Source organism: Haloferax sp. ATCC BAA-644, from assembly GCF_000336975.1.
GTDB classification, from domain to species: Archaea; Halobacteriota; Halobacteria; order Halobacteriales; family Haloferacaceae; genus Haloferax; species Haloferax volcanii.
In genome coordinates this window covers 116,146-134,431 of record NZ_AOLF01000022.1, presented here as the reverse complement: position 1 = coordinate 134,431, position 18,286 = coordinate 116,146, and the positions used below count along the sequence as shown (strand labels likewise).

Below are 18,286 nucleotides of genomic sequence, written 5' to 3'. Positions count from 1 at the left end.
TCGGGCGGCCTCAAAAACCCCCGCGTGGCGTCAATCGCGGCTGTCGTGCAGCGGACAAAAGGCGGCGCAGTCCCGCTCAGAAGAAGTCGTCGAGACCGGACTGCCCGTCGTCGGTCGAGGCGTCGTCCTCGTCGCTGTCGGCCGACTCGTCGGCGTCGGTGTCCCGGTCGAGCACGTCGTCGGAGCCGCCACCGTCGCCGTCGGCGGCCGCGGCGTCGCCCTCGGCGGAGACGCCCTCCATCCCGGCGAACGCGCCGCCGGCGTGTTCCTCGACCAGTTCCTCGCGGAGTTCCCCGGCGTCCTCGACGATGGACTGGACCTTGTTGGTCGTCTCGCCGCTCCCGGTGACGAAGGAGACGTGCGACTCGTCGAACTCGTAGTAGGCGGCCATGGCGACGGTCAGTTCGCGGGGCTTGCAGTGGTGGGTGATGGCTGAGAGGTACGGCAGGACCTCGCGACGGGCGGTCGCCATGCTGAAGCCGCCGTGCTGCGCGATTTTTCGGACGACCGTGTCGCGGGTCTTGTCGCGGGTCGAGCGGTAGGGCGCGCCGCCGTAGCGGGTCCACCCGCCGCGGGTCCGGTCGCGGGAGGCCGCGACGCCGGCGGCGAGGTTGTCGGTCGCGTAGCGCCAGTAGGAGTAGTTCTGCGTGGCGCGCACGCGGCCGAGCCAGCGGTCGGCGTTGGCGAGGAAGTCGTAGGCGCGGGCGAGTTCGTCGGGTTCGTAGACGAGCGACACCTTGTCCTCGACCCACTTCGTGAGGTCGTCGGGCGTCTCGTCCACGTCGTAGGCGGTGTACAGCGCGTCCTGTGCGGACTCCTCTTTGAGGACGGCGTCGAGGAACTCGAACAAGCCCACGGAGCGGTCGCGGTCGCCCATGACCACGTCCTCCTCGGTGATTTCCTCGCGCCCCTCGGCGATGGCCTGGAGGTCGTTGACGGCCGACCGAAGGTCGCCGCTGTTCATCTCGGCGATGCGGTCGAGCGCGTCGGACTCGAACGCCAGCCCCTCCTTGCGGCAGATGTCGCGGAGGACGGGGACGATAGAGCGGGCGGACACGTCGCGGAACTCGATTTCCTGACAGGCGTTCCGGAGCCCGCGGCTCATGTCGTAGAACTCGTTGGCGATGAGGACGATGGGCTGGCTCGACGACTTGACGAGGCGGGTGACGGCGCTGGCCCCGCCGCGGTCGTAGTTGCCGTGGATGTTGTCGGCCTCGTCGAGGATGACCAACTGCCGGGTGGACGTGCCCGTCGAGGAGCCGGCGAGCGTCGCGTTCTTCGCGGCGCGGCCGGCGAAGCGTTCGATGACGTCGCCGGTCCGCTGGTCCGACGCGTTCAACTCGACCGTCTCCCAGCCCATGTCGGCGGCGAGCGCGTGGGCCGCGGAGGTCTTTCCGATGCCCGGGCTCCCGTGGACGACGACGGCCTCCCGGTGGTCGTCCCACGCCTCGGCCCACTCCGCGAGGGCGTCGCGGGCCTTGTTGTTGCCGCGGACCTCGGAGAGCGTCGATGGGCGGTACTTCTCCGTCCAGTCTACCATTACCGGAAGGAGGACCGAGGCGCGTTTAGTGGTTGCGGAGCGCCGCGCGCCGGCAGTTCACGACTCACCACGCCGCCCGCCGCGCCCGGTTTCGGGCGTCGACGAGCGACCAGCCGAGCGCCGCCAGCGTGGCGAGGCAGACGACGAACAGCGCCACGACGACGCCGACCCGCCCGACGCCGGCGTAGTAGCCGGCGCTGTCGATGACGCCGGCGAAAAGCAGGCCGAAGGCGACGAGGCTGAGCGGCCGCGCCCACAACTGTCTCCGAACGAGACCCATGCCCGTCGCCAGAAGCGACACCCCGGTCAGCCCCCCCAACACGAGCGACGCGAACAGCGAAAACGGGTCGGTCCGCGGTTCCATCACCGGACCGCCGTCGACGGTCAACACCCAGATGGCCAGCGTCACGGCTCCCATGACGAGCGCGTAGCCGCCCACCGTTCGCTCCCAGTCCATCTCGTTGCACTCCGTTCCGTCCTCGCTAGACGCGCTCCCGCCACAAATACGCATCTCCGAGTTCTCGCGCGGGAGAACGTGTGTGCGCCCGGAACGTGTTCGAATCCGACGGGTTCGAGAGCGGCGACCGCCCCGGACGCGTTCCACGCAACCATGTATCAATATTCAGAAAGCTTATGAGCGCCCTCCGAGTGGGCTCCGTTCCATGTTCCCCGACGAAATCGTCACCCCGCGGCTCAGGCTCCGCGCCCTGTCGCGGGCGGTCGTCGACCCGTTGGACGCCTACGACCACTTCGCCGCCTCGCGGTCTGACACCATCGAGGAGGAGACCGAGTTCGTCACGTGGAGCCCCCACGAGACGCCCAAGGAGACGCAGGAGTTCCTCGAACAGGCCGAGGAGGGCCACGAATCCGCGGAAAACGCTATCTACGCCGTCTTCCCGCGCGAGGGCGAGGACGGCGCGGGCGAGTTCGCCGGCACCGCCGGCTTCAACCCCGAGTGGGACAAGCGCCGGGCCGTCTTCGGGATGTGGCTCCGCAAGGAGTTCTGGGGCCGCGGCTACTCCGGCGAGCGCGCGGCCGCGTTCTTCGCCGCGGTCTTCGACGTGTTCGACCTCGACGTGGCGCTCGCGTACGCCATGCCCGAAAACGAGGCGTCCTGCCGCGCCATCCAGAAGTACACCGACCGCTTCGGCGGGCAGGAAGACGGCCTGTTCCCCAACGAGACCGTCGGCGGCGACGGAACCCCGCGCGACGTTCGCGGCTGGTCCGTGACCCGCGAGCAGTGGGAAGACGCGACGGGTGGCGACTACGACGCCGAGTTCCGCTGGGAAGACGGCGAGTGAGCGACCTCTTTCCCGAAGTCGTCGAGACGCCGCGGCTCAGGCTGGTTTCCCGCCGCCCGAAGCACGTCGGCGTTCACGAGGCCTACGACCTCTGTTCGGCCCCCGAGATGGACGACGTGACCCGGTACATGCCGTGGTCGCGCCACGAGACGCCGAACGTGACGAAGGACTTTCTCGACCGCGGGGGGTCGAGTTGGACCGACGCGGAGAGCGCCGACTACGCGATTATCCCGCGCGAGGGCGAAACTGGCGCGGGCGAGATTGCGGGGTTCGGCGGCCTCCACACCGAGTGGGACCGCCGCGTCGGAGAGCTCGGCCTGTGGCTCCGCCCGCGCTACTGGGGCCGCGGCTACTCCGGCGAGCGCGCCGCGGCGCTGGCGGCGCTCGCGTTCGACGTACTCGATCTCGATGTCGTCGCCGTCTCGCACGTCGCGGCGAACGAGAAGTCCCAGCGCGCTATCGAGAAGTACATGGCGGCGCTCGGCGGCGGCCGCGACGGCCGCGAGCGAAACAGCATCGTCATCGACGGCGAGCCGGCCGACGAACTCCGCTACAGCGTCTCCCGCAGGGATTGGCTGGCGACGACCGGCGGCGACTACGACGCCGAGTTCCGCTGGGAACTCGACCCCGACGACGTTCGCTGAGTCGCGCTCTTCCGCACCGCTGCTCGTCGGGACGACTCGCGGCCTCCCTCGCCACATCGTACCGCGAGACACCCACGCACGGCGGCCACGAGACATTTACGGGAGAACGACAATCGGTTCCGACACGATGTCAACGACACCCGAATCGACGCCCGGTTCCACACCATCGACGCTTCGGTCGGTCGGCAGCGGCGGCGTCGCCGGTCTCGGGGCGGCCCTGTTCGGCTACCTCGTGACCTACCTGCTTTCCTCCTCGACCATCGAGAACTCGACGGCCAGTCAGGTGCTCGAAGCCCTCGGCTCCGACATCTCGACGTGGAAGGTCGTCGGTTGGGTGTTCATGAGCGCCCACGGCGTGACGACCCGGTTCCCCGGCCTGTTCGGAACGACCTCCAGCGCGAACCTCATCGAAGGCGTCGAGGCGTTTTCGCCGGTGCTCTACGTCGTGCCCGTGGTCGCGCTGCTCGCTGCGGGCGCGCTCGCGGCCGTCGTCAGCGGCGCGTCCTCGACGCGGGATGGCGCGCTGGCCGGCGCGGGAACCACGGTCGGCTACCTCGTCTTCGCGCTCGCCGGTATCGCGCTTTTCACCGTCTCCGTCGGCGACGCGGCCGTCAGCCCCGACCCGGTCACGTCAGCGCTCCTCGCGGGCGTCGCCTACCCCGCCGTTCTCGGTACCGTCGGCGGCGTCGCAGCCACGGCGCTCCGGTAGTCACGGACCTCCGCTCGCTCGGTTCCCCGGTTGCTCGTTTTCCCGACCTCAGAGATCGCGCGCGACGAGTTCGCCCCAGTGGTCGAAGCCGTAGCGCTCGTAGAACGCCCGCGCCCGACCGTTCGCCTCGTCCACGTCGAGAACGATTCGGTCCAAGGGCAGGTCCTGCGAGCGCGCGTGGTCCAACACAGCGTCCATGAGTTCGTCGGCGGCGCCCGTGCCGCGGTAGTCGGCGTCGAGAAACAGTTCGTTGAGCACGGCCGCGTCCCAGATGAACGTCATCTCCTCGGGGAGCGCGAAGGCGTAGCCGACCAGATCAGCGTCGTCGTCGCCCGACACCGCCTCGGCGACGACGACGCATCCGGGGTCGTCGGTCGCACAGCGCTCGACCCACGAGAGATATCGCTCGCGGTAGTCGTCCGTGAGTTTCGCCTCGTACGTGGAAAGCTTGTCGTCGCCGCCGGTCCCCGCGCCGAGACCGAGTTCGAACCCGCGTTTCAGTTCCCAGAACGCGGCCGCATCGCCCGGTTCGTACGGTCGCACCTCGACGCCGTCCGGTGTCTCGCTCATGCACGCGGATGGGTCGCCGTCGGTTATGAACGCTCGGAGTCGCGGCCGCGTTCCCGGTTCACCTCAATTCGGTCGTCGGCTCACCCCGTCACTCAGCCGGTTCGCCCGCCGGCCCGCGAAGCCGCTCCGATAGGAGCCGTCCGCCGACTACGCCCGCCCCGAGCACGACGAGCATCAGTTCCGTCCCCGACGAAGCGAGCGGGGCGACCCGCTCGACGTTCTCGGGTTCCGCGCCCGGCGACGGGTCGACCACGGTGCTGTAATGGAGCGTCTCCGTCGTCGGCGGCGGCGACGCGGGCCGCGGCTCGACGAACGTCTGGACGAACCCGCGCGTGCTCGACCACTCGGCGCGCCCGCTAATCGAGTAGAACGCGTCGTGAAGCGGGTAGAAGGCGTTGACGCCGTTGGTGAACAGGTCGGGGAAGATGCCGCCGCAGAGGAGCGCGGCGACGCCGACCCACGCGACTGCGACCCCCCGAGCGCCCCAGCGACCGCGAATCGCGGAGCGCTCGGGGTCCCGCATCCGCGTGTCGTAGGCCACGGCGGCGGCGAGCGCGAGCGGAAGCAACAGCGTGTGGAGGAGCGCGCGGTGGCTCCCGGGCAGGAGCGTGCTGGTGAACGAATCGAGGTCGGGAACCGCGGCGGCGACGAGCGCGACGCCGACCGACCGGGCGTCGAACCAGCGACCGAGGAGGGCGGCACCGACGAGTCCGCCGACGGCGACGTGGACGAGGGTCGATGGCATACCGCGTAGTGGTCGGCCGACGACCTTCAGAGTTCCCACGGGGTTCGTCACGCGACGACTACCACTTTCGACATCCTTTTGCGGGATACTCACGCAGGTTGTCCCATGACTCACTCGTCGGTCGGGCCGAGGTGTTCGCGATGACCGCGGCACCGCGCGACGACCTCGCCCGCCGCATCGCGGGCGAGATTACCCTCTCGGACGACCCCGGCGCGACGCTCCGGAAGTGGCGGACCGACTTCGACATCTCCCAGACGGCGCTCGCCGAGCAGTTGGACGTGTCGTCGTCGGTCGTCTCCGACTACGAGAGCGGCCGCCGCGAGAGCCCCGGCATCGGCGTCATCCGCCGGATGGTCGAAGCGCTCCTCGATATCGACGAGGCCCGCGGCGGCAGTCGCATCCGGCAGTACGCCCGCGTCCTCTCGGCCGGCTTCGAGAGCGACATCGTCCAGGACCTCCGGGAGTACCCCACGTCGATTCCGCTCGATAGCTTCTACGACGCCATCGGCGCGACCCCCATCGTCGACGGCGACCAAGACCGCATCAGCGGCCACACCGTCATCAACAGCATTCAGGCAATCACGCGGCTCTCCTCCGAGGAGTTCTACCGGCTCTACGGGCAGTCGACGAGTCGGGCGCTCGTGTTCACCGGCGTCACCCGCGGCGAGTCGCCGCTTGTCGCCATGCGCGTCGTCACGCCGACGCCGAACGCCGTCGTCCTCCACGGCCTCTCGGAGGACGACCTCTGGGAGCACGCGCCCGCGCTCGCCACCATCGACGGCTTCGCCCTCGCCGTGACCGACCGCGATTTAGACGAGATGCTCGAAGACCTGCGGAAGCTTCCCTGAGAACGCCGTAGTACCCGCTTCGGTCCGTCTGACTCGATTCGTTCGATTCGTTTCGCTCCCTTCGATTCGCATTTCCAGAGTGTCCGCCTGAGGGCGAAAAAAGCCGAAGGGCGGCCGCGACCATGTCCGACCATGGACATTCGCGCCCTCCAATCGCACCTCGAAACGGCGTTCGAGTACCCGGTCACGACCGAGCGTGTGCTGGAACGCGCCGGCGACGTCGAGGTGACCGCGCCGAACGTCGACGACGCGGAGACCGTCGAGACCATCCTCGCCCCGCTCGGAACCGAGACCTACGAGTCGGCCGCCGACCTGTACAACACGATACTCGGCAGCGTGAGCGACGACTACATCGGCAGAAAGTTCTACGACGACCGGGGCTCGGACCCGGCGGACTCGTGGTCGATACTGCCCGACCAGGCCCGCTCGTTCTGACGACCCAGCGCGAACGCGGGCGCTCGCCCGTCGCTCGGCCGTGCGGTCGGTCTGTTATTCGACGTATTCGTAGCGGCGCTCGTTCATCCGCCCCCAGCCCGTGAAGACGAACTCGGCTTCGGGTTGGGTGAACTCCTCGACCTCGATTTCCTTTTCGTGGTTGTGCACGTCGTGGATGAGTTCGTAGTCGTCGAAGGAAATCTCGGTGCGGGCCGCGAGCTGGTCGTCCACGTCCACAGCCTCGATTTCGTCGAGCCACGTCTCTTGGACCCGTTCGGCGTGAATCTCGGCCTGCGCGCCGGAGCCGTAGGAGCCGACGAGCAGCTGCTTGCCGGTCATGTCTTTCCCCTCGTCTGCGGCGGCCTTCAGGGCCGACAGTCGGGCGATGTGGACCGAGCCGGTGTACCAGTTGCCGACGCGGCTGGAGATGTCGAGCGTCGGCTCGATGACGCGACCGTACCAGTCGCGGTACTGCTCGGTCGTCTTCAGTTCGTCCATGTAGCCGCGGATGGCCTCCTCGTAGTCGTCCCACGTCTCGAAGTCCTCCTCGCGGGGCTGGCGGCCGATTTCGCTTTCGAGGTCGTCTTCGATGTCGGTGTCGCGGGTCATGTGGCGGAAGCCCAGAAGCGCCGCCTTCCGGACCATGCCGGGGAACGGCGTGTGGAACGGGATGTACTCGAACAGGTCGGGGTGGGTGCGACCCGCGACGCTCTCGTAATCTTCGAGCGCCTCGCGCATCCGAGCGAGATACACCTGCATGGAGCGCTTGCCGTCCACCGAGGGGAACTGCTGGTTCGGCTTGAGGAAGTCCGTCTCGTCCATGCTGCCGTAGCCCTGCTCGGTCGAGAGTTCGACGAGGTCCGGGTCCTCGTCGATGAGCATCGCGACCGCGCCCGCGCCCTGCGTCGCCTCGCCGGGGTCGCCCCGCTCGTAGAGGGCGGTGTCGGTGGCGATGACGAGCGCCGCGCGCCCGCGGTTGCGACCCGCCTTAATCCAGTTGTAGGCGTCGTCGAGGCTCTGGGTGCCGGCGATGCAGGCGAACTTGCGCTCGCCCTTGTTGGCGTGGCGGAAGTCGCCGTCGTACACCTGCTCGAGACAGCCGGCGATGTACGTCGACACCGGTTTGGAGTTGTCGAACGCGGACTCGGTCGCCACGTCGATGCGACCGATGTCCGCGGGCGTGAGCCCTTTTCGGTCCATCAGCTTCTTGGCGGCGTTCGCCCCCATCGTGACGATGTCCTCGTACACGTCCGGGAACGACGACGTGTGGAGACCCAGCCCCTTCGTGTACTTCTCCGGGTCTTCGCCCTTCACCGGCGCGAAGGTGTTGGGGAGGTCTAACACGAGTTTGCCCGTCCAAATCTCCATGGCGTCGATGCCGACGGAAGTCATGGTCGATGTTACAGAACCGAGGGATAAGGTTTTGTCGATGGGGAGTTACGTCGGTTGTCGAACTACGGGCCGTTCCCGTCCGCGACGTCGTCGACGGTCTGGATATCGACGACGGCACCGGTGTCGTCGTACACCAGTATTCCGACCCGATAGTCGGTCTGTGCGCCGTCCCGCCGCTCGATGATGTCGACGTTGTTACGGCTCCGGTCGGTACGTTGGGTCGTGGTCGTCGCCCCGTTGCCGTTGAGATTGAGCGCCACCAGTTCGACCCGACCGAAGTCGCCGGACGACACGGCGTAGTCGGCGCGGTACCAGACCGCGTTCGTCCCGGTGTTGGTCCGGTCTTCGACGTCGAACGCGTCGATGGATGCGCTACTTCCGAGCGACAGGTCGGCGTTTCCGTTCCGGTTCCGCGCGTCGGCCACGTCGGTCACGGTCTGTGAGCTCTCGACGTACTCCCCGTTCGGCCCGTCGTAAATCACGTCAATCGTGACCTCGAACGTCTGTCTGACTCCGTATCCGGGCTGGAACCGAACGCTGCCGCGCGATGTCGACTGCTGTGCGAAGCCCGAAGCGGAACCCTCCGTCGAATCGGCCCTGACCTCGACGCGCTCGAACGACGCGTTCGTGTCCCCGATGTCGTAGGAGACGACGAAGTCGGGATTGTTCGTTTGGATATCCGTGAGGTCGTCGACACGCATCGAGACAGAGGGGGACGGCGTGCCGTCCGTATCCGTGACGGTCACGGTCGTCGTTCTCCTACTCGTCGCCCCGTCGTCGTCGGTCACCGTTAGTTCGACGGTCACGTCGGTGTCGCCCGAGACGCTGTCGGGCGCGTTGAACGTCGGCTGGGCGGAACTGGGGTTCGAAAGGCTCGCCTGTCCCGTCGGGTCGTCGGTGATGGACCAACTGTAACTGGTAATCGACCCGTCGCTGTCCGAACTCCCGGAGCCGTCGAGCTGTATCGACTCGCCTTCGGGGACGCTGTACGGCCCCGTCGTCCGGGGAGTCGGCGGGGCGTTCACGCCGCCTTCCGGCTGGGCGTTGGCTTCGAACGAGAACGTCTTGGCGTCGACGAGGCCCGACGGGAGGCGGTAGGTCACGCGAACGGAGAGCCACTCGCCGGTCATGTCGACGTTCGTGCCGCCGAATCCACCCGTGTCGTAGAACTCGTAGACGTAGAACCGCGCGGATTCGCCGCTGCCGACGACGGGATTGGACCCGCCAATATCGCCGTCCTCGTCGATATCGATCGCGAGTCCGTCTTCTGGCACGGCCACGAACTCGTTCTGCGTAATCTGGTAGTCGACGAGGGCGTCACCGCTCGGCGACTCGACGTACAGCTCCGTCTCGCCGGGGTCGTCGTCCCCGGCGTCGACCCTGTCGGAGAGCCCATCGATGCTGTCGTCGTGCGGGTTCACCACGACGTTCAACAGCTCGACGGAGTCGGAACCGACGTTCCGCAGCGAGAACTCAACGCCGCCGGGCGTCGAGAAGTCGTCGTCGCCGTCGCGGGCGACCGCGTCGTTCTCGTAGAGGAGTCCGGCGACGCCGCCCTCGGCGGCCTCCCCGCTCGACACGCTGACTTCGACGTCCGCGTCCTGCCGCGTACTCGGGGTGAACGTCTCGTCGTCGAAGCTGCCGAGCACCTCGGCGGTTCCCGCCGACTCACCCGTCACTGTCACGCGGATTCGACCCTCGGAATCGGTCGTCGGTCCCTCCGGGTCGATTGAGACCGAACCACCGCTCGCAGAGAAGTTCACCGAGACTCCGGAGACGGGGTTGTTGTATCGGTCCCGAACTTCGAAGGTGAGCGTCTCGGTGTCCCCCGACCCGACGCTTCGAGGCGAGGCTCCGTCGACGACCGTCAGGTAATACGCGGCCGGTTCGTCGACGCCCGACCCCACTTCGACCGCTCCGACGCGGAGGTCGTACGTCACGCTGTCGCCATCTTCCTCCCCTTGCATCTCGATTTCGACCCTGTCGCCGGAACGGTCCACGCTGTGGACGTAGTCGTCGTTCCCCTCTGCGAGAAGCTCGCGCCACGCGTCCTCGGACAGCTCCGTCGGCACGGAGATGGTCACGTTCCCCGACGCGTCCCCGGTCACCGGAACGGTCCGCGTCGCGGGGCTGACCGCCTGCGCGTCGACGGTCGCGGAGCCGACGCCGTTTTCGGAGTAGTTGCCTTGGAGGAGAACGAGCGAAATCGTCCGGCCGTTGATGAGTGATTGCCTGTCGTTGAGCGTCCCCTCGTACCCGGTGTCGAACCGATTGTACGAGACGGTGTTTTCGTACACGGTCGTCGGGGCCGACTGCAAAACGTTGTAGTCCGGCCGGTATTCGAGCGATTTGGTCTCGTACGAGAGGCCGCCGTTGACGTAGTCGCTCGTCTCGGCTTCCGTCGTCTCGACGTTCGTGACGGTGAGACTGCCGAGTTCACGCGTCTGCAACGTCCCCGAGACGGGGCCGGGGTTGACGAACAGCGTCCGACTCGGATACCGCGTTCCGAGAGAGACCGTCGACGGACGGGGGGTCGTCTCCGACGAGCTTTCGATGATGGCACCGCGAAGCGATTCGAACTGGTCGTGAACCTCCTGGTTGTGTAGGAACTCGACCTGTTCGTTCTGATTCGGGACGACGGTCGCTTGGTACATCGACATCGAGATGATGATGATACCGAACAGCAGCACTGCGCCGATTTGGACAGTGACCGCTCTCTCGTCCCCCCGAAAGTCCATATGACGTGAAGATATCCGAAACGGGAAAAAGACTCCTACAAGAGCGAGAGGCCGGATTCAGTCTTCTTCTTCGACGACTTCGGGCTCCGAGAGGCCGCTCTGGAGGCTGTCGAGACCGTTGACCCACTCGGTGACGAGTCCGAATTCGAGTTCGTCGAGCACCTCGATGTCGAGGTCCTCGCCGTCGATGACGCGGGTGCCGACCTGGACGATGTAGCCGAGCGCGCTGTCGAGGTCGTCGGCGGCCTCGGCGTCCGCGGCGGCGCGGATGTAGGCGTCCGTGTCGTCTTCGAGTTCGGCGGGGCCGGCGACGATGAACTCCTCGGCGGCGAAGAAGGCGCACGAGAGGCTCGTCTGGACGCTCCCGACGAGGATTTCGGCCTCCTCGTTCTCCGTCTCGAACTCGGGTTCGGCCATGACGATGTCGTGGACGGTCGACAGCTCGTCGAGCGCCTCTTCTTCGCCCAGCGTGTCGTCGTCGTAGGCGGTCAGAATCTTGGCGATGGCGATGGCCGCGTCGTTCTGGATGTTCATCAGGAGACGGCCGGTCTCCTCGCTTTCGAGGTCCAGGTCCTCTTCTTCGACGCGCGTCAACCAGTTCTGCCAGCGTTCCGGCGAGTAGTATCGTTCCTCGGCCTCGGTCATACCTACAACCTCCCGTGCCGGACTCAAATGCCTTTCTTATCCTGCCTGTAACCGTGCGAGACGACGACGTGGAAGGAGACGGCGCGATTCGGCTCGTGCGTCGGTCTCGGCGGCCGGTCCGGCTCACCCGTCGACTGTTCCGCCTCACCCAGCTATCGGTCGAGCGTCGCTTCGGTGTCGATGCCGTAGACCAGCGCGGGCGTCTCGACGTGGGCGTTCCTGACGGCGTCGTCGCGGCCCGCGTCGAGGAGCCAGTCGACGCGCCGGGGGACGGTCTTCGGCCCCATCACCGCGCCGGGGCGGTCGGGGTCGTCGATGAAGTCGGTCTCCATGAGGAACGGGTCGCCCCGCTCGGCGGCGTCTTCGAGGCGGTCCTTGTCGCTCATGACGCTCGGCGTGCCGCCGGTCAGGTGGCCCTGCGCGTAGTGTTTGACCACGCGCTCTTCGGGCACGCCGCGCTCGTCGGCCCACTCGGCCACGTCCGAGAGGTCGGTCGTCGACTCCGTGTGGAGTTGGAGCGCGCAGTCGCAGTCGGCGGCGAGGTCGAGACCGTGTCTGAGGACGGCGTTCGAGGCCTCCCAGACGGCGTCGGTGACCTCGTAGTGCGGGCGGCCGGACTTGAGCGCGAGCGCGTCGCCCTCGCGAACGAACTCGGCGGCGGTGTCGAGACCGGCGCACATCAGGTCGCGGGCGGCCTCGGCGTCGTAGCCGCGGTCGTCGACGAGCTTCGAGACGAGACCGGGGTGGACGCCGAGGACCGGCCACGCGCGCCCGGGGAGAAGCTCGGAGGCCTCGCGGACGACCTCGACCGTCGTCTCGAACACCGGGCGGAAGTCCTCGCCGGTCTCGACCTCGTGGCCGAGGAGCCACGAGGGCTTGTTGACGACGAGGAGGTGCGTGCCGCCGCTCCGGGCGAAATCCTTCACCGCCTCCAGCCCGCGCCCGCGGTCCGGGTCGAGGTGGAGGTGGTCGTCCACGACCGGCGTGTCGAACTCCTGCATGGACGACTGGTCGGTCGGGGGAGGAAAAAGCGAACCGTTCGCGGTCGGTTCGGCGTCGGGTTGGGGCGGAGAGGGCAGGTCGCCGCCGACTCAGTCGCCGCCCGGTTCAGTCGTCTCCCGACTCAGTTGTCGTCGGCGGCGGACTCGTCGAGCGTCATCGCGTGGGTCGCCGCGTTCTGAAGCGCGTCCGAGCGGCCGTAGCTCCCCGGCGCGATGGCGACCGTCCGCAGGCCGTAGGCGTTGGCCGTCTCCAAGGCGGGCTTGAAGTCGGTGTCCCGCGAGGCGACCGCGATAACGTCGGCGCGGTCCTCGACGGCGTAGCGCGTGAGGTCGACCGCGAGCTTCACGTCCACGTCGCCGCTCGTGACGACGACCTCGAACCCGCGCGCTTCCGCGGCCTGAATCAGCCCCGGCGTGGCGTGCTCGTCGAGGTAGAGCCGCGCCGCGCTCAACTGCCCGCCGAGCGAGCGACCCGCCGTCCGGATGTCGTCTAAGTCCACGTCGAACTCGTCGCGGAGGACGTTCGGCCCGTCCACGAAGAGCGCCACTCGGCCCGAGGGAAGCCCGTCGGGGCCGACCAACCGTCGCAGGAGGTCCATACACCACCTCGCCCGGTTTCGGGTTTATAAATTTCGAGGGAGGTGCGACCGAAGTACGAACGAGGATTCGAGAATCTGTCGAAGATTTATTTTGGTTTTCGTAATTCTACTGAACTGTCGTTGAAGAACAGGCTGAAATTGAAATTTCAGTCAAGATAACAAATATTGCCACTGCCTCCCGAGACATGTGTGCCTATGACAGGCACGCTAAACTTCGACAGACGAACCTTCCTGAAACTCGCCGCGGCCGCCGGACTGACCGGCGCGGCCGGCGTGACCTCCGCGACGCCCGGACGGTCCCCCGGTCCGAAGAAAGACGAGATTCTCGTCGGCGTCTCGAAGACCGCCGACAGCCCGCGCAAGGCCGTCGAGAAACACGTCCCCGGCAACGCAAGGGTCGTCCACGAGAACAAGACCCTCAGTTACGTGGCGGTCAAGTTCCCGTCGGTCGCCGCCGACCGCGCCCGCGAGAACTTCATTTCGGCGGTCACGAAGCGCGACGAGGTGAAGTACGCGGAGAAGAACGTCACCCACCAGGCGCTCTACACGACGAACGACCCGCAGTACGGCAGTCAGTACGCGCCACAGCAGGTGAACGCCGACACCGCGTGGGACACCACGCTCGGCAGTTCCGACGTGACCGTCGCCGTGGTCGACCAGGGGGTCAAGTACGACCACCCCGACCTCTCGGCGCAGTTCGGCTCCGACGAGGGCCAAGACTTCGTCGACGCCGACGGCGACCCGTATCCGGACGTGCTCGCCGACGAGTACCACGGCACCCACGTCGCCGGCATCGCGGCCGGCTCCACCGACAACAGCGAGGGTATCGGCGGTATCAGCGACTCCTCGCTCCTCTCGGGGCGCGCGCTCTCCGAGTCCGGCAGCGGTTCGACGAGCGACATCGCCGACGCTATCGAGTGGGCCGCGGACCAGGGCGCGGACGTCATCAATCTCTCGCTCGGCGGGGGCGGCTACACGTCCACGATGAAAAACGCCGTGTCGTACGCGACCCAGCAGGGGAGCCTCGTCGTCGCCGCCGCCGGCAACGACGGGAGCGGGAGCGTGTCGTACCCCGCCGCCTACGGCGAATGCGTCGCCGTCTCCGCGCTCGACCCCGACGAGACGCTGGCGTCGTACTCCAACTACGGCCCCGACATCGACCTCGCTGCGCCGGGGACGAACGTGCTGTCGTGTTGGACGACCGACACCGAGTACAAGGAGCTATCCGGCACGTCGATGGCGACGCCGGTCGTCTCGGGCGTCGCCGGACTCGCGCTCGCCGTCTACGACCTCTCCCCGACCGACCTTCGGAGCCAACTCAAAGATACCGCGGTCGATATCGGCCTCTCCGAGAACGAACAAGGCGCGGGCCGCGTGGACGCCGCGAACGCCGTCACGACCGAGCCGGGAAGCGGCGGTGGCGGTGACGGCGGCGACTCGACCACTTCGACCATCGACGACTCGCTGTCGTCGTCGGCCGACTCCGACTGCTGGAGCTACGCGTGGGAGTACGGGTCGCCGTCGCAGGTCGTCGTCGACCTCAGCGGGCCGTCGAGCGCCGACTTCGACCTCTACGTCAACGAGGGCTCGGGGACGTGCCCCACGACCGGGTCGTACGACTACCGCTCGTGGACCACGGACAGCCAAGAGCAGATCGTCATCGACGACCCCGACACGTCGGCCGACCTCTCGGTGCTGGTCGACAGCTACTCCGGCAGTGGCAGTTACACCGTGACCGTCACGGAAAAGGAGTAACCGCGACCGCCGACTCGGTGGCGGGACCGAACCGATAGCCGACTTCATGAGCAGGTGACCGCCGCGCCCGCGACGCGTCGCGCGGCGTCACATTCCGGTTCTGCGGAACCTCGCGATGCGCTGATTCGACCGGAACGCGTAGTCTCACCTATGGGTGGGGACGAACCGACGGTCACGGTGAGGGATTCCGCGACGACGGCGAGACGAAGGCCATCAGCAACGCAGTCACGGCGCTCGGCCACGAGGCCCTCTGGCCCCACGAGGGGGCGACGGCATCGAGGTGTTGGCGTCGAGCGTCGCGCCCGACCCCAAACCCGCGAAGTGTCCTCTCCACCGTCCACAAGCACGCGACGGCGAGCAGGCTGGCCGCCGCGGGCCACTAATGAGCCGGATATATCAAGCCATTCGGTTAATTGGCTCCACCGCCTAGGGTGACTGCGCCCCGTCCCCGATTCGAGAGGCCGTACTTACGCGATGCAGTTCGTTTCGACGACCCAACCGCGCTCGACAGCGTGGCCGCGTCGCGTCACGTCCCACGCCGGACGCAACCCAACCGCCGGCGCACGGCGCGTCGAATCGACCACCGGACGCGGGCCATTCTCGGAAAACCGATAGACGGCGAGCGGACAGTCCCGCCCGAGTGACAATCCCGGAATAGTTTATAATGATTTACTAAACGCGATGGCAGGTTTTATGTGTCTCATTAACATATAATCGAGTATGTCTCAGACGGCGTCCAGAAATAGCCCGGATACGTTTACAATCGTAAATGAGGTGAACGACCACGGTGCGGCGACGCTCCGCGGCGACAACGGCTCGACGTACCACGTCACTTCCTACGAGAACAGCAGCTTCCGCGACTACCTCGCGAACCACCACGCCGGCGACCGCGTCCGGATGGATATCGTCAGGGCGGGCGTCCGCGCGAACGTCTGGCAGGTGTCGGCGCTCTACCCCGGCGCTGACGAGTGACGCCGGACGCGACGAACGCTCGCGCGCCGTGTGCGACCGTCGGTCGCGCCGACCGTCCCCGAGGACGGCGCGGTCGCTGTCGCGGCGGCGACGTGGAAAATCCGAGGTCGGGACCGGGCGCTACTCGTTGACTTCGAGCACTTTGCCGGCCGCGATCGTCTGTCCCATGTCGCGGATGGCGAAGCTCCCGAGTTCGGCGATTTCTGAGGACGGCTCGATGCTGAGCGGCTTCTGCGGACGCAGCGTGACGACGGCGGCGTCGCCGGCCTTGATGAAGTCCGGCTCCTCTTCTGCGACCTCGCCCGACGCGGGGTCGAGCTTCTGGTCGAGCGACTCGAACGTGCAGGCGACCTGTGCGGTGTGGGCGTGGATGACCGGCGTGTAGCCCGCCGTGATGACCGAGGGGTGTTGCATCACGACGATTTGCGCCGTGAACGTCTTGGCGACCGACGGCGGGTCGTCGGCCGGGCCGCAGACGTCGCCGCGGCGGATGTCGTCTTTGCCGACGCCGCGGACGTTGAAGCCGACGTTGTCGCCGGGACCGGCTTCCGGAACCTCCTCGTGGTGCATCTCGATGGTCTTCACTTCGCCACCGGCGTCAGAGGGCATGAACCGGACGTTGTCGCCCGTCCTGAGCATCCCCGTCTCGACGCGGCCGACCGGGACCGTCCCGATGCCGGAGATGGTGTACACGTCCTGAATCGGGACGCGAAGCGGGGCGTCGGTCGGCGGCGACGGCTCCGGGAGATTGTTCAGCGACTCCAGGACCGTCGGCCCGTCGAACCACGTCATGTTCTCCGAGGGTTCGGCGATGTTGTCGCCCTCGAACGCCGAGATGGGGATGAAGCCCGCGTCGTCGGAGTTGAACCGCACCTGCTGGAGGAGCTGTTGGACCTCCTCTTTGACCTGTTTGTAGGAGTCTTCGCTGTAATCGACGACGTCCATCTTGTTGACCGCGATGATGAGTTCCTCGATGCCGAGCGTTCGGGCGAGGAAGACGTGCTCGCGGGTCTGCGGCGCGACGCCGTCGTCGGCGGCGACGACGAGAATCGCGTGGTCGGCCTGCGACGCGCCCGTAATCATGTTCTTCACGAAGTCGCGGTGGCCGGGCGTGTCCACGATGGTGAAGTAGTACTTCTCCGTGTCGAAGCGCTGGTGGGCGATGTCGATGGTGACGCCGCGTTCGCGCTCCTCGGCGAGATTGTCCATCACGTAGGCGAACTCGAAGCCCGACTTCCCCTTGGACGCCGCCTCCTCGCGGTGCTGTTCGATGATGTGTTCCGGGACGCTACCTGTCTCGAACAGGAGCCGGCCGACGAGCGTGGATTTCCCGTGGTCGACGTGTCCGATGATGGCTAGGTTCTGGTGTGGTTTGTCTGCCATGGCTATCAGGGCGGTGTCGCCCAGTTTGGTAAAATATGACACCCAAAGGTAAATCCGTTTTCCCGGCGAGAAACGCGTCTCGTGCCGGTTCGGACGGGTCGCTGAAACGGGTTGTCGGGAAACACGAAAACTCAGGAACGCCGTCACGTTACGACGCCGTCGGGCGAATCGAGCGGAGAATCGAAGCGGGAGCAGACGGCTCAGAACCCGCGCATCGTCGCGGCCATGTCGGCGTAGGTGGCCGTGCGGCGAACGGACTGCTCGTGAGCGACGGACGTATCGGCGTTAGATTTTACAACAATCATAGTAACTAATTCCTTCGTTTGGGTAATAAACCTGCCGCAGAGGGCGAGCCGCGAGCGGGTGTCGCGCGATATCAAAGGCTAAAGTGTCCTCCTCGCGGAGGGAGTGGTATGTCCGGCGAGGATATCGACGACGTCGACAGGGCGATTCTGTACGCACTCCAGGAGGACGCCCGGAACATGTCGTCCGGCGACATCGCAAAGCGAACGGGAACCTCGGACAGCACCGTCCGCAAGCGCATCCAGCGGCTCGAATCCGAGGGCGTGGTCAAGGGATACAGCGCGAGCGTCGACTATCAGAAGTCGGGCTATCCGCTCCGAATGCTGCTGTACTGCACCGCCTCGATTCCCAAGCGGGGCGAACTCGTCCCCGAGATTCTGAAGATGGATGGCGTCGTGGCGGTCCAGGAGTTAGTCACCGGCGAACAGAACCTTCTCGTGACCGCCGTCTGCGAGACGGACGACGACATCACGGCCATCGCACAGGAACTCCTCGACATGGGCGTCACCGTCGCCGACGAGGTTCTCGTCCGCACGCACGAGACGACACCGTTCGGCGAGTTTGATGCCGAGAGGCACACCGAAAACAACTCCTGAACGGGCGCGCGCTCGATATCCTCCGACGAACGGAGCGTTCACGAACCGCTCACTGAGACCGACGAGCGACCGCAGTCGCCGGTCGCCGCAGCGAGGCGACACCGACCGGG

Annotated in this window: 18 protein-coding genes; 8 read left to right on the top strand and 10 right to left on the bottom strand. The window is 66.8% G+C overall.

What is annotated here, in order from left to right:
• Positions 1–76: 76 nt before the first annotated feature.
• Together C458_RS10745 and C458_RS10740 are read right to left on the bottom strand one after the other, a co-directional pair.
• Positions 77–1,540 carry a replication factor C large subunit gene (locus C458_RS10745; protein WP_008575636.1) on the bottom strand — a complete coding sequence of 488 codons (1,464 nt, stop codon included), beginning with the start codon at positions 1,538–1,540 and terminating at the stop codon, positions 77–79.
• Between the two features lie 64 nt (positions 1,541–1,604).
• Positions 1,605–1,997, bottom strand: coding sequence for a hypothetical protein (locus C458_RS10740; RefSeq protein ID WP_008575634.1), 393 nt, complete (start codon positions 1,995–1,997; stop codon positions 1,605–1,607).
• A 205-nt stretch (positions 1,998–2,202) separates the two neighbouring features.
• Here C458_RS10740 and C458_RS10735 point away from each other — a divergent pair, with 205 nt between their 5' ends.
• The 3 genes from C458_RS10735 to C458_RS10725 all read left to right on the top strand — a co-directional run bounded on the left by C458_RS10735 (position 2,203) and on the right by C458_RS10725 (position 4,194).
• Positions 2,203–2,841 carry a GNAT family N-acetyltransferase gene (locus C458_RS10735; RefSeq protein WP_008575631.1) on the top strand — a complete coding sequence of 213 codons (639 nt, stop codon included), beginning with the start codon at positions 2,203–2,205 and terminating at the stop codon, positions 2,839–2,841.
• On the top strand, positions 2,838–3,485 hold the full coding sequence (locus C458_RS10730) for a GNAT family N-acetyltransferase (RefSeq protein WP_008575630.1): 648 nt from the start codon (positions 2,838–2,840) through the stop codon (positions 3,483–3,485). Before C458_RS10735 ends, C458_RS10730 begins: the two co-directional genes overlap by 4 nt.
• A 127-nt stretch (positions 3,486–3,612) precedes the next feature.
• Entirely contained in the window at positions 3,613–4,194 is a 582-nt protein-coding gene (locus C458_RS10725) for a hypothetical protein (RefSeq protein ID WP_008575628.1), read from the top strand.
• Positions 4,195–4,242: 48 nt separating this feature from the next.
• On the opposite strand, the gene C458_RS10720 is transcribed toward C458_RS10725, so the two are convergent.
• Together C458_RS10720 and C458_RS10715 are read right to left on the bottom strand one after the other, a co-directional pair.
• Positions 4,243–4,764 carry a GNAT family N-acetyltransferase gene (locus tag C458_RS10720; RefSeq protein ID WP_008575626.1) on the bottom strand — a complete coding sequence of 174 codons (522 nt, stop codon included), beginning with the start codon at positions 4,762–4,764 and terminating at the stop codon, positions 4,243–4,245.
• An 88-nt stretch (positions 4,765–4,852) separates the two neighbouring features.
• Positions 4,853–5,509: a metal-dependent hydrolase gene (locus C458_RS10715; protein ID WP_008575624.1), complete on the bottom strand. Its 657-nt coding sequence runs from the start codon at positions 5,507–5,509 to the stop codon at positions 4,853–4,855.
• Between the two features lie 140 nt (positions 5,510–5,649).
• On the opposite strand from C458_RS10715, the gene C458_RS10710 reads away from it, so the two are divergent.
• Both C458_RS10710 and C458_RS10705 read left to right on the top strand, forming a co-directional pair.
• On the top strand, positions 5,650–6,357 hold the full coding sequence (locus tag C458_RS10710; protein ID WP_004062555.1) for a helix-turn-helix domain-containing protein: 708 nt from the start codon (positions 5,650–5,652) through the stop codon (positions 6,355–6,357).
• 132 nt (positions 6,358–6,489) lie between these two features.
• Positions 6,490–6,792: a hypothetical protein gene (locus C458_RS10705; protein WP_008575622.1), complete on the top strand. Its 303-nt coding sequence runs from the start codon at positions 6,490–6,492 to the stop codon at positions 6,790–6,792.
• Positions 6,793–6,846: 54 nt separating this feature from the next.
• Here C458_RS10705 and hmgB read toward each other — a convergent pair whose 3' ends face one another.
• From hmgB to C458_RS10680, 5 genes are all read right to left on the bottom strand, one after another.
• A complete protein-coding gene (hmgB, locus tag C458_RS10700; protein ID WP_004042308.1) occupies positions 6,847–8,184 on the bottom strand; it encodes a hydroxymethylglutaryl-CoA synthase in 1,338 nt (445 codons plus the stop codon).
• A 62-nt stretch (positions 8,185–8,246) separates the two neighbouring features.
• Positions 8,247–10,922 (bottom strand): Ig-like domain-containing protein, encoded by a 2,676-nt coding sequence (locus C458_RS10695; RefSeq protein WP_008575619.1) that lies wholly within the window; start codon positions 10,920–10,922, stop codon positions 8,247–8,249.
• Between the two features lie 57 nt (positions 10,923–10,979).
• Positions 10,980–11,567, bottom strand: coding sequence for a DUF2150 family protein (locus C458_RS10690; protein ID WP_008575618.1), 588 nt, complete (start codon positions 11,565–11,567; stop codon positions 10,980–10,982).
• 152 nt (positions 11,568–11,719) lie between these two features.
• Complete coding sequence (locus C458_RS10685) at positions 11,720–12,568, bottom strand: TatD family hydrolase (RefSeq protein ID WP_008575615.1); 849 nt, start codon at positions 12,566–12,568, stop codon at positions 11,720–11,722.
• A 122-nt stretch (positions 12,569–12,690) separates the two neighbouring features.
• Positions 12,691–13,167: an NYN domain-containing protein gene (locus tag C458_RS10680; RefSeq protein WP_008575613.1), complete on the bottom strand. Its 477-nt coding sequence runs from the start codon at positions 13,165–13,167 to the stop codon at positions 12,691–12,693.
• Between the two features lie 195 nt (positions 13,168–13,362).
• Between C458_RS10680 and C458_RS10675 the strand changes: the two genes are divergently transcribed.
• Together C458_RS10675 and C458_RS10670 are read left to right on the top strand one after the other, a co-directional pair.
• A complete protein-coding gene (locus C458_RS10675) occupies positions 13,363–14,922 on the top strand; it encodes a S8 family serine peptidase (protein ID WP_008575611.1) in 1,560 nt (519 codons plus the stop codon).
• Between the two features lie 720 nt (positions 14,923–15,642).
• Positions 15,643–15,894 carry a hypothetical protein gene (locus tag C458_RS10670; RefSeq protein ID WP_049896782.1) on the top strand — a complete coding sequence of 84 codons (252 nt, stop codon included), beginning with the start codon at positions 15,643–15,645 and terminating at the stop codon, positions 15,892–15,894.
• Positions 15,895–16,014: 120 nt separating this feature from the next.
• Here C458_RS10670 and tuf read toward each other — a convergent pair whose 3' ends face one another.
• Positions 16,015–17,277, bottom strand: a complete 1,263-nt coding sequence (gene tuf, locus C458_RS10665; RefSeq protein WP_004042302.1) for a translation elongation factor EF-1 subunit alpha — start codon at positions 17,275–17,277, stop codon at positions 16,015–16,017.
• A 413-nt stretch (positions 17,278–17,690) separates the two neighbouring features.
• On the opposite strand from tuf, the gene C458_RS10660 reads away from it, so the two are divergent.
• Positions 17,691–18,176, top strand: coding sequence for an Lrp/AsnC family transcriptional regulator (locus C458_RS10660; protein ID WP_008575609.1), 486 nt, complete (start codon positions 17,691–17,693; stop codon positions 18,174–18,176).
• Positions 18,177–18,286 lie beyond the last annotated feature (110 nt).

Excerpts from the sequence above, each read along its gene's own strand:
- C458_RS10745 (WP_008575636.1), bottom strand. The coding sequence starts at position 1,540 with ATGGTAGACTGGACGGAGAAGTACCGCCCATCGACGCTCTCCGAGGTC.
- C458_RS10740 (WP_008575634.1), bottom strand. The coding sequence starts at position 1,997 with ATGGACTGGGAGCGAACGGTGGGCGGCTACGCGCTCGTCATGGGAGCC.
- C458_RS10735 (WP_008575631.1), top strand. The coding sequence starts at position 2,203 with ATGTTCCCCGACGAAATCGTCACCCCGCGGCTCAGGCTCCGCGCCCTG.
- C458_RS10725 (WP_008575628.1), top strand. The coding sequence starts at position 3,613 with ATGTCAACGACACCCGAATCGACGCCCGGTTCCACACCATCGACGCTT.
- C458_RS10720 (WP_008575626.1), bottom strand. The coding sequence starts at position 4,764 with ATGAGCGAGACACCGGACGGCGTCGAGGTGCGACCGTACGAACCGGGC.
- C458_RS10715 (WP_008575624.1), bottom strand. The coding sequence starts at position 5,509 with ATGCCATCGACCCTCGTCCACGTCGCCGTCGGCGGACTCGTCGGTGCC.
- C458_RS10710 (WP_004062555.1), top strand. The coding sequence starts at position 5,650 with ATGACCGCGGCACCGCGCGACGACCTCGCCCGCCGCATCGCGGGCGAG.
- C458_RS10705 (WP_008575622.1), top strand. The coding sequence starts at position 6,490 with ATGGACATTCGCGCCCTCCAATCGCACCTCGAAACGGCGTTCGAGTAC.
- hmgB (WP_004042308.1), bottom strand. The coding sequence starts at position 8,184 with ATGACTTCCGTCGGCATCGACGCCATGGAGATTTGGACGGGCAAACTC.
- C458_RS10695 (WP_008575619.1), bottom strand. The coding sequence starts at position 10,922 with ATGGACTTTCGGGGGGACGAGAGAGCGGTCACTGTCCAAATCGGCGCA.
- C458_RS10690 (WP_008575618.1), bottom strand. The coding sequence starts at position 11,567 with ATGACCGAGGCCGAGGAACGATACTACTCGCCGGAACGCTGGCAGAAC.
- C458_RS10685 (WP_008575615.1), bottom strand. The coding sequence starts at position 12,568 with ATGCAGGAGTTCGACACGCCGGTCGTGGACGACCACCTCCACCTCGAC.
- C458_RS10680 (WP_008575613.1), bottom strand. The coding sequence starts at position 13,167 with ATGGACCTCCTGCGACGGTTGGTCGGCCCCGACGGGCTTCCCTCGGGC.
- C458_RS10675 (WP_008575611.1), top strand. The coding sequence starts at position 13,363 with ATGACAGGCACGCTAAACTTCGACAGACGAACCTTCCTGAAACTCGCC.
- C458_RS10670 (WP_049896782.1), top strand. The coding sequence starts at position 15,643 with ATGTCTCAGACGGCGTCCAGAAATAGCCCGGATACGTTTACAATCGTA.
- tuf (WP_004042302.1), bottom strand. The coding sequence starts at position 17,277 with ATGGCAGACAAACCACACCAGAACCTAGCCATCATCGGACACGTCGAC.
- C458_RS10660 (WP_008575609.1), top strand. The coding sequence starts at position 17,691 with ATGTCCGGCGAGGATATCGACGACGTCGACAGGGCGATTCTGTACGCA.